The sequence below is a fragment of the Tenacibaculum xiamenense genome (assembly GCF_964513065.1).
In the GTDB taxonomy this organism is placed as follows: Bacteria; Bacteroidota; Bacteroidia; order Flavobacteriales; family Flavobacteriaceae; genus Polaribacter; species Polaribacter xiamenense.
On record NZ_CAZEQU010000034.1, the window covers coordinates 437,708 to 450,567 of the forward strand.

At 31.2% G+C, this 12,860-nt stretch carries 11 protein-coding genes; 7 read left to right on the forward strand and 4 right to left on the reverse strand.

What is annotated here, in order from left to right:
* Window positions 1-16: 16 nt before the first annotated feature.
* The gene (locus tag ACKTTV_RS16625) at window positions 17-1,393 is read right to left on the reverse strand and encodes a transporter (protein ID WP_408031994.1); all 1,377 of its coding nucleotides are present in this window, start codon (window positions 1,391-1,393) and stop codon (window positions 17-19) included.
* Between the two features lie 140 nt (window positions 1,394-1,533).
* Between ACKTTV_RS16625 and ACKTTV_RS16630 the strand changes: the two genes are divergently transcribed.
* The 7 genes from ACKTTV_RS16630 to ACKTTV_RS16660 are packed head-to-tail and all read left to right on the forward strand — an operon-like array spanning window position 1,534 to window position 9,823.
* Window positions 1,534-1,809, forward strand: coding sequence for a DUF4834 family protein (locus ACKTTV_RS16630; protein WP_408031995.1), 276 nt, complete (start codon window positions 1,534-1,536; stop codon window positions 1,807-1,809).
* A gap of 2 nt (window positions 1,810-1,811) precedes the next feature.
* Window positions 1,812-4,223, forward strand: coding sequence for a YfhO family protein (locus ACKTTV_RS16635; RefSeq protein ID WP_408031996.1), 2,412 nt, complete (start codon window positions 1,812-1,814; stop codon window positions 4,221-4,223).
* A 53-nt stretch (window positions 4,224-4,276) separates the two neighbouring features.
* Entirely contained in the window at window positions 4,277-4,792 is a 516-nt protein-coding gene (locus ACKTTV_RS16640) for a methyltransferase domain-containing protein (RefSeq protein WP_408031997.1), read from the forward strand.
* A gap of 6 nt (window positions 4,793-4,798) precedes the next feature.
* A complete protein-coding gene (locus tag ACKTTV_RS16645) occupies window positions 4,799-5,977 on the forward strand; it encodes a glycosyltransferase family 4 protein (RefSeq protein WP_408031998.1) in 1,179 nt (392 codons plus the stop codon).
* The gene (locus ACKTTV_RS16650) at window positions 5,974-7,248 is read left to right on the forward strand and encodes a glycosyltransferase family 4 protein (protein ID WP_408031999.1); all 1,275 of its coding nucleotides are present in this window, start codon (window positions 5,974-5,976) and stop codon (window positions 7,246-7,248) included. Before ACKTTV_RS16645 ends, ACKTTV_RS16650 begins: the two co-directional genes overlap by 4 nt.
* Window positions 7,249-8,334, forward strand: coding sequence for a non-hydrolyzing UDP-N-acetylglucosamine 2-epimerase (wecB, locus tag ACKTTV_RS16655; RefSeq protein WP_408032000.1), 1,086 nt, complete (start codon window positions 7,249-7,251; stop codon window positions 8,332-8,334).
* Window position 8,335: 1 nt separating this feature from the next.
* On the forward strand, window positions 8,336-9,823 hold the full coding sequence (locus ACKTTV_RS16660) for a lipopolysaccharide biosynthesis protein (RefSeq protein ID WP_408032001.1): 1,488 nt from the start codon (window positions 8,336-8,338) through the stop codon (window positions 9,821-9,823).
* A gap of 137 nt (window positions 9,824-9,960) precedes the next feature.
* On the opposite strand, the gene ACKTTV_RS16665 is transcribed toward ACKTTV_RS16660, so the two are convergent.
* The 3 genes from ACKTTV_RS16665 to lepB form a co-directional block, all read right to left on the reverse strand.
* Window positions 9,961-10,542 carry a Crp/Fnr family transcriptional regulator gene (locus tag ACKTTV_RS16665; protein WP_408032002.1) on the reverse strand — a complete coding sequence of 194 codons (582 nt, stop codon included), beginning with the start codon at window positions 10,540-10,542 and terminating at the stop codon, window positions 9,961-9,963.
* A gap of 82 nt (window positions 10,543-10,624) precedes the next feature.
* Window positions 10,625-11,242, reverse strand: coding sequence for a WbqC family protein (locus ACKTTV_RS16670; RefSeq protein ID WP_408032003.1), 618 nt, complete (start codon window positions 11,240-11,242; stop codon window positions 10,625-10,627).
* Complete coding sequence (gene lepB, locus ACKTTV_RS16675; protein ID WP_408032004.1) at window positions 11,242-12,813, reverse strand: signal peptidase I; 1,572 nt, start codon at window positions 12,811-12,813, stop codon at window positions 11,242-11,244. Before lepB ends, ACKTTV_RS16670 begins: the two co-directional genes overlap by 1 nt.
* Between the last annotated feature and the right edge of the window lie 47 nt (window positions 12,814-12,860).

Below are 12,860 nucleotides of genomic sequence, written 5' to 3' on the forward strand. Positions count from 1 at the left end.
ATATGTAGGTGTTCTTTTAGTTATCTCCGTCTTTCTTTTTCTTCTTCTTTTCTTCCTTCTTTTTTTTCTCTTTTTCTTCTTCTTTTTTAATCTCGTCTTCTAATTCTTTTATTTCTTTTTCAAGTTTTAAACGCTCTTTTTCCTTTCTTTTCGCTTCCTTTTCTTCTTCTTTTAGTTTTCTTTTGGCTTCTTTTTCTTTTTCTTTCTGAGCGTTTTTAGCCTCTTTTTCTGCCTTCTTTTGAGCTTTTTTGGCGGCTTTCTTATCCGCTTTCGCAGTTTTCTTTTTCTGTTTTTCGTCTTCTTTTGAAATTACATCAATTAAAGACTCTTGTCTACGTCTTCTTGGTTTCTCCGTTCTAACCTCTTTTTCATCTTTATTTGGAGAAATATCTAAGTCAACTTTTTGCTCACGTTTACCTTGCTTCTTTTTAAATAACTTCTTAACCTTACTAAACATACGTCCAAAGAAGCCTCTATTTTCATCATATTTTATAGGTTTGTCCTCTTCAATCTTGTTTCCAAATTCATCTAGTTCAGCAAATTTATCTTCATGCCTATCTAATCTATAAGAAACTCCTATTGCAGACGTTACACCAAATTCATTTCCTTCAAAGTTACCTCTTAAAGAAGCATTAAATTGAAGGTTTTCATTAAATAAATAAGCAGCTCCTGCACCAATACTACTCTTGTTTTGGTATTTCTCAAAAACACCTTGTATTTCTGCAAAACCTGACCAATAATCATTGAAATTATAAGTTCCTGTAACTACATATGAATATTCTGTAAAGTCACTTCCTATATTGTCATAAAATAAATTAGTAATAACATTTAGTTTGTCTGAAAATTCATTTTGAAGTAACACTCCAACTTTCGGGGTAATTCCTCCTTTATTATGAAAGTCGGATAAAAAACTACCAAAGTTAATACCAGCATAAACACCTACATGAGGAATCCAACGTTTCCAATCAAAAGAATGCCTGGCTTTCCAGCTTCTTATTTCCTTAGATTTGTCATCATATGTTGGAGCATAAACCATATATTTAGCACCTAAAGTGAACCTGCTAAAACCAGTTGTATTGTAGGAAGATTTAAAAACATTTTTAAACCCTATTTTGTCATTTGACAATGTTGTATTTAAATTGAACTCTAATTTTTCAAACAAAAAACTTGTTCTAAATAGCAAGTTTGCGCCGAATGATTCAGGATTGCTAAAAGTTTCTACAAAAGGTACGTTTCTATAAAAAAGAGTAGATTCAATTTGATAGACACCAGAACCAACGCTATATGGACTTTCGGAAAGCCCTGGTCTATTTGAGTTTATAACAGATGTATACTGAGCTTGTACCAATATTGATGAACAAAAAGTAAAAAGAAAGAGGAGTCTTTTAATCATGTTATAGAATCAATTTAAGAGTATTACAAACATACCATAAAAATATGAAATACTACAGAGTTATAAGTTTTGTAAAGTCTTAACGTTACCTTTTGTGTCAAATTGTTATTTTTGGTTAATTTTTTGAACATTTTTTTTAGATGATACTACATCAAGCAGGACCTATGAATTTTTTAAGAACACTTTTAATAATCCTTTTAGTATACTATGCGGTAAAATTTGTTGTAAAATTATTTGGTCCGTATTTGCTTAAAAAAGCAGTAGATAAGGTACAAAAAAAAGCGCAAAGTCAATACGGTAATCAACAAGAAACTACTGTTGAAGAAGGAAAAACAGTTATTGACAAAAAACCTAACAATGTCAAGAATAGTAATAAAGATGTTGGAGAATACGTTGATTTCGAAGAGATAGATTAATCATGAATTACAAAAAGTTTTTACCCTACATCATTGGAGGTATTGTGTTTATAATAGCCTCTTTACTTTATTTTAATCCTGTTTTAAGCGGGAAAAAGATTAAACAAGGAGATATTACTCAATTTATTGGAATGGCTCGAGAGTCATCTCAATACAGAATGGATAAAGGAAAAGAATCGTATTGGCTAAATAATGCTTTTAGCGGTATGCCTACTTATCAGGTTGGAGTTTATTTTCCAAATGACTTTATTAGATATGTAGATAAAGTTATTCGATTTTTACCAAGACCTGCCGATTACCTGTTTTTATACTTTTTAAGTTTTTTTATTTTATTAACAGCTTTAAAGGTTGAATGGAAACTTGCCATATTAGGAAGTCTCTCCTTTGGTTTTTCTACATACCTCATTATAATATTTGGTGCAGGGCATAATGCCAAAGCACATGCAATAGGATACATGCCAATGGTCATTGCTGGTGTTTTATATATTTACCAAAAACGATATTTACTTGGTTTTGTGCTAACTTCATTGGCCATGGCTCTGGAAATAGTAGCAAATCATCCTCAAATGACTTATTATTTAGGCTTTTGTTTATTGATTTTTGGAATTGTTGAACTAATTGAGTCCTATAAAAATAAGGAGCTCCCTTTATTTATAAAAAATACATCAATAGTTCTTGTTGCATGCTTTTTAGGAGTAAGTGTTAATTCAACTCGATTGTTAGCAACTAAAGAATATGCTGCTGAAAGTACACGTGGAAAATCGGAGTTAACAATTCACCCTGATGGAAGCCCTAAAGAAAAGTCTACTGGTCTAGATAAAGCATATATAACTGAATATAGTTATGGTATTGCTGAAACATTCAATTTATTTATACCTCGATTTATGGGAGGAGGTACCGTTGAGAAGTTGGATGATAGTTCTTCTTTTTATGAAACGGTAAAACTAAAAGCAGGAGATAGTGTAGCGAGAGATTTTTCAAGCCAAGTATTAACTTACTGGGGAAAACAACCAATTGTAGAAGCTCCAGCATACATTGGTGCTGTTGTTTTCTTTTTATTTTTTTTAGGAATCTTTTTAGTTCGTGGAAGGCTTAAGTACTGGTTAGTAAGTGCTACTGTATTTTCTATTATTATGAGTTGGGGAAAGAATTTTCCACTACCAACCAATTTATTTATAGATTATTTTCCGTTATATGATAAGTTTCGAGCTGTATCATCAATTCAAGTGATTGCAGAGCTTTGTGTTCCTTTACTTGGGGTTTTAGCTTTAAAGCAGTTTTTCTCTACAGATGTTTCAAGAGAAGAAAAATTACAAGCTCTAAAAAAAGCTCTTTACATTATGGGAGGAGTTACTCTTCTGTTTGCATTGATGGGACCAAGCTTATTTAATTTTGAAGGATTAAGAGATTCACAGTATGAACAACAACTTCCAGAGTTGGTAGATGCATTGATTGCTGATAGAAAGTCTATGTTAATGAATGACAGTTTTAGATCTTTGATATTGGTATTGTTAACGGGTGGAATTCTTTGGGCTACTTTAAAGGATAAATTAAAGAGTCAAATTTCAATTATAACTCTTATTGGTTTAATCATTTTTGATTTAGTTTCGATTAACTTGAACTATGTTAACAAAGATGATTTTACTACAGCGAGAAATGTTAATAAGCCTTTTGTAGCAAATAATGCTGATAAAGAAATTTTAAAAGATAAAGGATATTATCGTGTAGCCAATTTTTCAGGAAATGTATTGAATGAAGCAAGAACATCGTATTTTCATAATTCAATAGGAGGTTATCATGCTGCAAAAATGAAGCGTTACCAAGAATTGTTTGAATACCAAATAGCGAAGAATAACTTCGAGGTGTTAAACATGCTTAATACCAAGTATTTTATAGTGGGCGAGGAAAAGGTTCAAGAAAACTCAGAAGCTAATGGAAGTGCATGGTTTGTAAATAACTTAAAGGTAGTGAATTCTGCAAACGATGAAATTAAGGGCTTAGATAGTTTAAAAACTAAAAAAGAAGCCGTTATTAGAAATAACAGTTTCAAAAAACTTGGGTTGTCAAATAAAGAGTTTGAAAAGGATTCTACGGCAGTTATAAATCTTATTGACAGAGATGTTATCTATTTAAAGTATAAAACAACTTCTAATACTAAACAATTTGCGGTTTTTTCTGAGATATATTATAAGCATGGTTGGAATGCTTATTTAGATGGAAAATTGGTGCCTCATGAAAGAGTGAATTATGTGTTGAGAGGAATGATTATACCTTCGGGAGAGCATATAGTTGAGTTTAAGTTTGAACCAACTGTGATAAGAACTGGAAGTATAATTAGTTTGATTTCTTATGCTTTTATGATAATTATACCAATTGGTTTTGTTGCTGTTAATAGAAGAAGGCAAAAAGAATAAGTGTAATACTTACGTATGTGAGTATTTAATGTTTGATAAATGAAATAAGATAGATGTATAATAAACTTCCAAAGAAAAGATACAGTCATACATTAGAATTTTTGAAAAAACACGTTCCCGCTCCAGCAAAAATTTTAGATTTAGGTGTAAGAAATCCATTTAGCGAAATCATGGAGCAAAATGGATATACCGTTTTTAATACAAATGGTGAAGATTTGGATTTATTACCTGAGCTGGTAAAAAACTTCGATGTTGATGCTGTTACGGCCTTTGAAATATTTGAACATCTTTTGGCTCCGTTTAATGTGTTAAAGGAAATAGAAACAACAAAAATTGTAGCTACGGTTCCTTTAAAATTATGGTTTGCAAGTGCCTATAGAAGTAAAACTGATATGTGGGATAGACATTACCATGAGTTTGAAGCTTGGCAGTTCGATTGGTTGATGGAAAAATCTGGATGGAATGTAAAGGACGTTGAAAAATGGACTAGCCCTATTAAGAAAGTAGGTATTAGACCCATTTTAAGAAGTTTTACACCAAGATATTATGCTGTTTATGCAGAAAAATAGCGAAAGATGAGAATAGGAATGATCTTGGATAATGTATATCCTCCCGATCCAAGAGTAGAAAACGAAGCCTTGGAACTTATAAAAGACGGACATGAGGTTTTTCTTTTTTGTTTAACTTATGGAGAAGAGAAAATAGTAGAAGAGATAAAAGGTATTCAAGTTCGAAGATATAAAACAAATAGCTTTGAGTATAAAATGTCCGCATTGGTATATACTATTCCAGTCTATACTTTTCTGATGAAAAAAAAAATAAAAGATTTTATTCTTAAAAATAAAATTGAGGCAATTCATATTCATGACATGCGAATTGCTCAGGCAGCTTTTGATGCAAATGACAGAGATTTACCGACTGTTTTAGACTTACATGAAAATAGACCTGAAATTATGCGGTTTTACCCGCATATGCAAAAGCTTAAAGGAAAACTGTTAGTTTCAATAAATAAGTGGATTAAAAAGGAAGAAGAGTTCGCTAAGAAAGCCTCAAAGGTAATTGTAGTAACGGAAGAGTCTAAAAAAGAACTGGCAGATAGGGCTGGTATTTCTCGTGATAAGATAATAGTTGTTCCTAATACGGTAAGACGTGAGTTTTTTGATAATGTCAGAGATTCAAGTATTCCATTCAATAAATCGGAAGGTGATTTTGTATTGCTTTATCTAGGTGATACAGGTGAACGAAGAGGATTGGATACGGTATTTGAGAGTATGGTAAATTTGAAACAGGTTATACCAAACCTAATCTTTGTAGTTGTAGGGAAAAGTTCACAACGTTTGGAGAGTAAAGTATCCCAATTAGGACTGGAAAATGAAGTAAAAATAATGGGATGGCAAAATAATGTCACTTTCCCGGAATGGATAAGAAATTCAGATGTCTGTCTGTCTCCATTACATAGAAATATTCATCATGATACTACATATGCAAACAAGATATTCCAATACATGGCAATTGGAAAACCATTGCTAGTAAGTGATGCCATAGCTCAAAAACATGTAGTTGAAAAGGTAAAAGCGGGAGTAGTTCATAGGGCTAAGGATGCTGATGATTTTACTCAAAAACTTCTAGGACTTTATGAAGATAATATGCTAAGAGATATAATGGGAAAGAATGGTAGTAACTTCGTAAAAAACAAGTTTACTTGGGATATAACCTCAAAAGATTTAAAAACACTTTATGAGAAATTAGCATGAAGGTATTAATTATTACTTATTATTGGCCGCCAGCAGGAGGTTCTGGTGTTCAACGTTGGTTAAAATTCGTAAAGTATTTGAGAGAATTTGATATTGAACCTATTGTTTTTACTGTTAAGAATGATAATTATCCAATACAAGATAGAAGTTTATATAAAGACATTCCAAAAGGAATAGAAGTACTTAAGCAGTCTATTTTCGAGCCAAATTCAATATTGTCTTTATTAAAAAGAAAGAAAGTAAATGTAAGTGCTGGATTTTTAAAGCCTAATCCGACTTTTTTGGAGAGAGTATCTCAATATATTCGAGCTAATTACTTCATTCCTGATGCACGAAAATATTGGGTTAAACCGTCAACAAAGAAAATAATTAAGTATTTAAATAAAAATAAAGTAGATACCATTATAACTACTGGTCCTCCACATAGTGTTCATTTAATCGGTTTAAATTTAAAGAAAAAACTTGGTGTAAAATGGGTAGCGGATTTTAGAGATCCTTGGACTGAGATAGATTATTTTCATCAACTTCCATTGACGAAAAAATCGTTTAGAAAACATCTGAATTTAGAAAAACAAGTAATACAGAATGCTGATCTTAATATTGTTGTAGGTAAAACAATGAGAGATAGTTTTAGAAAGTATTCTTCTAATGTTGAAGTGATAACAAATGGATATGATTCTAGAAATGATAAATCCATAGAGGTAAAGATTGATGAGAAGTTTTCCATAACCCATATAGGTTTAATGAATTCAGATAGGAATCCTGTTATGTTGTGGGAAGTTTTACAGGAAATTGGTGAAGAAAGAGAAGGTTTTTTTAATAATTTAGAAATCAAATTAGTTGGTAAAATAGCAGAAGAAATTGAAGAGATGCTGGGGAAATATATGCAGTTAAATGTAACAAGAGTTGGATATTTACCAAATAGCGAAGTTTTTGAATACCAGAGAAAATCTCAATTATTGTTGTTAGCTGTTAATAATGTTCCTAGTGCTAAAGGTATTATTACTGGAAAAATTTTTGAATATTTACAAGCGAATCGACCAATTTTAGCAATAGGTCCAGAAGACGGAGATTTGGCAGAGATTATTAACGAAACCCAAGCAGGAGTTATTGTAGACTTTATGGATAAAGAGAAAATGAAAAAGGAGATACTCAGAATGTATGATGATTACCTCAAAGGAAATTTATCTATAGAATCAAAAGGTATAAAAAAGTTTCACAGGAAAGAATTAACGAAAGAGCTGTCTAATTTAATAAAAGACTTATCATAATTGAAAAAAATAGTTACGATACTAGGAGCCAGACCACAGTTCATTAAAGGAGCCGTATTAAGTAGAATAATTTCGGAAAAGAATGAGTTTGAAGAAATAATTATTCATACAGGTCAGCATTTTGATAAGAATATGAGTAATATCTTCTTTGAAGAAATGCATATACCAAAACCTAAGTATAATCTTGATATTAATGGATTAAGTCATGGAGCTATGACAGGTCGCATGATTGAAAGTATAGAAAAGATATTACTTGATGAAAAACCTGAAATAGTAGTAGTTTTTGGAGATACAAATTCTACATTAGCAGGAGCACTTGCGGCAAAGAAAATAGGAATAAAAGTGGCACATATAGAGGCTGGATTAAGATCTTTTAATATGTCTATGCCAGAAGAGGTCAATCGTATTTTGACTGATCGAATTTCCAATTTACTTAGTTGTCCTACTCAGAAAGCTATTGATAATTTAAGAGAGGAAGGTTTTGTAAATTTTGATATTGAGATTTACAAGCATGGTGATATTATGAAAGATGCAATGGAGTTTTATAAAAAGAAATCAAAAGATTACTCTAACGTATTAGAAAAGTTAAGTATTAAGGGTTCCAAGTTTGTTTTAGCAACGATACATCGTCAAGAAAACACCGAAAGTGCCACTGTCTTAAGTGAGATTTTTGAGGCATTAGGTACAATAAATAAAAAACAGCCGGTGGTGTTACCTTTACATCCAAGAACAGCTGGGAGACTTAAAGAATATAAAATAGAAACGGATGTGGTTGTGATAGAACCTCAAGGGTATTATGATATGATTCAGCTTTTAGAAAATTGTACCATGGTAATCACCGATAGTGGAGGTTTACAAAAAGAAGCTTTTTTCAATAAAAAGCAATGCATAGTTGTAAGAGAGGAAACTGAGTGGGTTGAATTAGTAGAGAAAGGATATGCCAAAATAGTTGGAGCCAATAAAAAGAATATATTGAACACTTTTAAAGAGTTTTTGAATAGTAACGTTAAATATGATGAAGGTTTGTATGGGAAAAATGTAGGTGAGCAAATATATTTATCTATAAAGAAAATAATAAATAAGTAAATTGGGAATAATTTTTAAACAATCACTGAAAAATACCTTAATTATATATTTAGGGTTTTTAATTGGTGGTATTAACACCGTTGTTTTATATGCTCGGTTTTTAAAAGAAGAGTATTACGGACTTGTAACTTTAGTGCTGTCCACGTCAAACTTAGTTATGCCCTTAATGGCATTAGGAATTCACTTCACCATAGTCAAATTTTTTTCTAGTTATGATAAAAAAGAACAGAAGGATAAGTTTTTAAGTTCTGTGATTTTATTTCCATTAATAATTGCTTTGATTATTGGGTACTTCTGGAATTACTTTCATGAGCTCATTATGAAGTTTCTATCTGATGATAACGTAATTGTTGAAACCTATACAACATATATTTATATCATAGCTATTAGCTGTGCTTATTTTGAAGTCTTTTATTCCTGGGCTAAAGTTCAAATGCAATCTGTTTTTGGTAATTTTTTAAAAGAATTGTATAACAGAATAGCAGTTATGATTCTCTTATGTGCAGTCTATTTTAATATTGTAAGTAAACAAGAATTTGTAATTTATTTGTCCTATGCCTATGCGTTTAGAACATTTGTAATGTGCATTTATGCGTTAAGGTTATACACGCCTAAATTTTATTTTGCTATACCTGATAATTTTAAAGAAGTGATTAGATATTCTTTTTATATTATTTTAGCGGGAAGCGCGAGTGCCATTATACTTGATATAGATAAATTAATGATAGGAGGTAAAGACACATTAAGTGTTGCAGCCTATTATACAGTTGCGGTATTTATAGGGTCCTTTATAGAGGCTCCAAGTAGAGCTATGACTCAAATACTAGATCCATTAACGTCAAAATCAATTAACGAAGATAATAGCAAAGAGGTTGCTAGTTTATATAGAAAAAGTTCAATTAATTTACTTTTGATTGGTGGGGTATTCTTTGTGTTGGTAAATACAAACGTTTCTGAATTATTTAAAATAATGCCAGAAGGGTATGCTGGTGGTGAATTGGTTGTTCTTTTTATTTCTAGTGCAAAGTTATTTAACATGTCTCTAGGGAACAATAGGGCAATAATAAACAATTCAAAGTATTACAGAATTACGCTGTTTAATGGAGTAGGAATGGCATTAATGCTCGTTTATTTAAACAAATATTTTTATTATGATTTGAATCACGGAACAGAAGGACTAGCCTTTGCAACTTTTTTATCAATTGTAGTTTTTGGGTTGTTTAAAACATGGTTTGTCAAACATAAATTACACATGTTTCCGTTTACTTTAAAAACAGTGTTGCAGCTATTTGTTATTGCCGGTTTCTACTTGTTGTTTAATTATTGGAATTTTGACATACCAGAAATAACAATTTCAAAATTCAATATAAGCCCTGTAATAAACATTGTATTAAAGAGTATTATAATTGTAATACTTTATATGTTTGTGGTGATTAAACTAAACATTTCTGACCAGATAAACGGTCTGGTGAAGAGATTTATAAAATAAAGAAAAGGTTTGTTTTTAAACAAACCTTTCTTTCTGTAAGGGGAAACTAAATAATTCGGGTAATCCCAAATATTAATATTTTTAGCGAGTCAAATATATGTTTAAAATAAAACATTACTGTTAACATATGTTTATAATTAAACAGAATATAATTTTTTTCGTATTCTGCTGAGTTGCACAGGAGTAATGTTTAAAAATGATGCGATATGGTATTGTGGAATGAGATTATTTATCTCTGGAATATCTTTTTTTAGTTTTAAATATCGCTCTGTAGCACTCAACAATGCAAGCTCATCTACACGTTGTTCGGTTCTAATAAATATTTTTTCTAAAACTCTGGAATAAAGAAGAGCCATTTCATGATTCGACTTGGTTATTTCAACAAGTTCTTTAAAATCACCTAAAAAACAATCGCACTCCGTTAAACATTCGTAACTGGCATTTGAATTAGAGCCTAAAATTAATGAGGATAGAGCTCCACAGGTGCTCATTGCCGTGTAAATAGTGCGTGTATGTTCTTTATTGTTGCTGTTTTTTACAAAACTTCTAGCAACTCCTTTTGTAAGGATATAGAAGTTTGTTGGAACTTGCCCTTGTTTTATTATAATTTTACCTTTAGCAAAATGTTTATGTGTAGTTATAGAACTGAAAACATTCAGAGAATAGTCCGAAATATTAGGCATAAAGAACCTAACGAATTGTTCTAAATTGTGTTGCATGACTTATTGTATAACATGAGCATATAAACGAATTTGCAATCTCGTTTAACGTGCTTATAATAAATACATTGGGGATAAGTGTTTACTTCAAATTTACTGAAATTTTTTCTAAAAAACTAATAGAATTACGACCTTCCATAAACAAGAGATCTAGAATAGATAAGTTAGGAAGAAAACCATGTTTATCATCAAACATTTGAACATAAGTATCCATTTCAATTGAAATACCTTTTTTGGCAATAGCCAATTGGCGAAAATCATCGTCGATTTCCAAGGAATATTCTTCTGTTCTGCTATAGTCTGTATTTAATTCTAGTGCATCTGTAATGAAGTTGTGGGTGTCTAGATTCACATCATGTAAATACTTGTATTTTTTTGAAAATATGGTATTTAAATCATCTTCAAAAAACTCAAAAAAAGGCGATGATCTATAGGCAGTTTGTAACGATTTTAAATGTTGTTGTTGCCAAGGAAAATCATTTTCAACTAAAGTATCTTTAGTTTTCTTTCTTCCATCATTAGTTTTGTGTTTAACAGGAATACTCAAGGAAAGCCTTCCATTGGCTCCATATATGTAGCATCTATTTCTATAAGTTTGTTTTTGGAAGTTATCGTGAAATTCAAAAACAATCTTATCTGATTGATAAATTGCCGCATACTGAGAAATAGGAGCAAAGTAAGTGGGAATGAATAATGCCATTATGCTTTTTTCTTCTTACTTTTTCTAATACTGTAAAAAACATAACCACCTATTAAGACAATTACTACCCATAAATATGACACAGGTTTACCACTACCTCCAACAGTAGTAAACATTCTGTCCCACCTAATTTTGTTAGTATCTTTATCAATACTGAACCAAATCATAACAGGTTTTCCAACAACATGATCAAATGGAACATATCCCCAGTTTCGTGCATCTAAGGAGTTTTGACGGTTGTCTCCCATCATCCAATAGTAATCTTGCTTAAAAGTATATTCAGAAACCTTCTTACCATTTAAATAAATGTCATTATCAAAAATAGTTAAGTCATTACCTTCGTATCTGCGAATAATTTGCTCGTAGAAAGGAATACTGGCTTCATTTAATTTTACAGTAACTCCTTTTTTAGGAATATAAATTGGTCCAAAATTGTCGGAAGACCAAGCATATCTCGGATCATGAGGAAATACGGCTTTATCAAACATTCCTTTAGGCTTCAATAACTTTTCCGTACTTTTTACTATGGAATTTTTTTCCAAAGAAGCGGCTTCTTCATCAGTTAAATTAAGGTAATAAGTGCCGTCATCTCCAACTTTGCCTTCTTTGCTCATTTTATATTTTTCGATGTCGCTACGACTGAAGTTTCTCCCATCTGTAACTACCTTAAAATACCATTGAGGTTTAGCTCTGTCTGGTAAAACTGTTTTTTTACCATTTATATAAACATACCCATCTCTAACTTCTAAACTATCACCAGGAATTCCAACACATCTTTTAACATAGTTGGTTCTTTTGTCAATCGGTTTATAAGTTTGTTTTCCTGAAACATCACCCCACATTGTTTTTGTTGTATCTGCGGGCCAACTAAAAACAACAATCTCGTTTCTTTTTATTTTTTGAACTCCTGGAAGCCTCATATAAGGCAAAGAAAGTTTGTTTTTCCAATTGTTTTTATTTTCAGCTTTGTCTTCAGATAAGAAAGATTTTACCCCCAAACCAGGAACGGTATCATGAACCATTGGTACCGAAACTGTCGTCATAGGAACACGTGCTCCATAATGAAATTTACTTACAAATAAATAATCTCCTACTAATAACGTCTTTTCTAAAGACGAAGTTGGAATAGTATATGGTTGCATAAAATAGGTATGTACCAAAGTCGCTGCGATAACAGCAAAAGCTATGGAACTTAACCATTCGTCAACAGCGGTAGGAGGCTTTAGGCTTCTATCTTCTTTATAGGCAGCATTTGTAGCATAGTTTATGTAGAATATATAAAAGCCAAGAGTTATAATAGCAAGAATAGTGTCTTTACCTTTATTAAAACCAAAACTTCTACAGGTTTCTACCCAAACAATAGGAAACATTAAAAGATTTACAATAGGAATAAATAGAAGAATTACCCACCATTTTGAACGATTAATAATTCCCATTAAAACAACGGCATTATATACTGGAATTGCTGCTTCCCATGCTTGCCTTCCTGCTCTAACATATAGTTTCCATGTTCCAAGAAAATGAATTACTTGGATTATCAAAAAGAAAATGAACCATTCAGTAAATGTCATAATTTTAATATTTTATTCTCAATGTTTGAGTGAAATTCAGTTTATAA

What these genes read in the sequence shown, in the direction of transcription:
- ACKTTV_RS16625 (WP_408031994.1), bottom strand. Translation starts at nt 1,393, where the DNA reads ATGATTAAAAGACTCCTCTTTCTTTTTACTTTTTGTTCATCAATATTG.
- ACKTTV_RS16630 (WP_408031995.1), top strand. Translation starts at nt 1,534, where the DNA reads ATGATACTACATCAAGCAGGACCTATGAATTTTTTAAGAACACTTTTA.
- ACKTTV_RS16635 (WP_408031996.1), top strand. Translation starts at nt 1,812, where the DNA reads ATGAATTACAAAAAGTTTTTACCCTACATCATTGGAGGTATTGTGTTT.
- ACKTTV_RS16640 (WP_408031997.1), top strand. Translation starts at nt 4,277, where the DNA reads ATGTATAATAAACTTCCAAAGAAAAGATACAGTCATACATTAGAATTT.
- ACKTTV_RS16645 (WP_408031998.1), top strand. Translation starts at nt 4,799, where the DNA reads ATGAGAATAGGAATGATCTTGGATAATGTATATCCTCCCGATCCAAGA.
- ACKTTV_RS16650 (WP_408031999.1), top strand. Translation starts at nt 5,974, where the DNA reads ATGAAGGTATTAATTATTACTTATTATTGGCCGCCAGCAGGAGGTTCT.
- ACKTTV_RS16665 (WP_408032002.1), bottom strand. Translation starts at nt 10,542, where the DNA reads ATGCAACACAATTTAGAACAATTCGTTAGGTTCTTTATGCCTAATATT.
- ACKTTV_RS16670 (WP_408032003.1), bottom strand. Translation starts at nt 11,242, where the DNA reads ATGGCATTATTCATTCCCACTTACTTTGCTCCTATTTCTCAGTATGCG.
- lepB (WP_408032004.1), bottom strand. Translation starts at nt 12,813, where the DNA reads ATGACATTTACTGAATGGTTCATTTTCTTTTTGATAATCCAAGTAATT.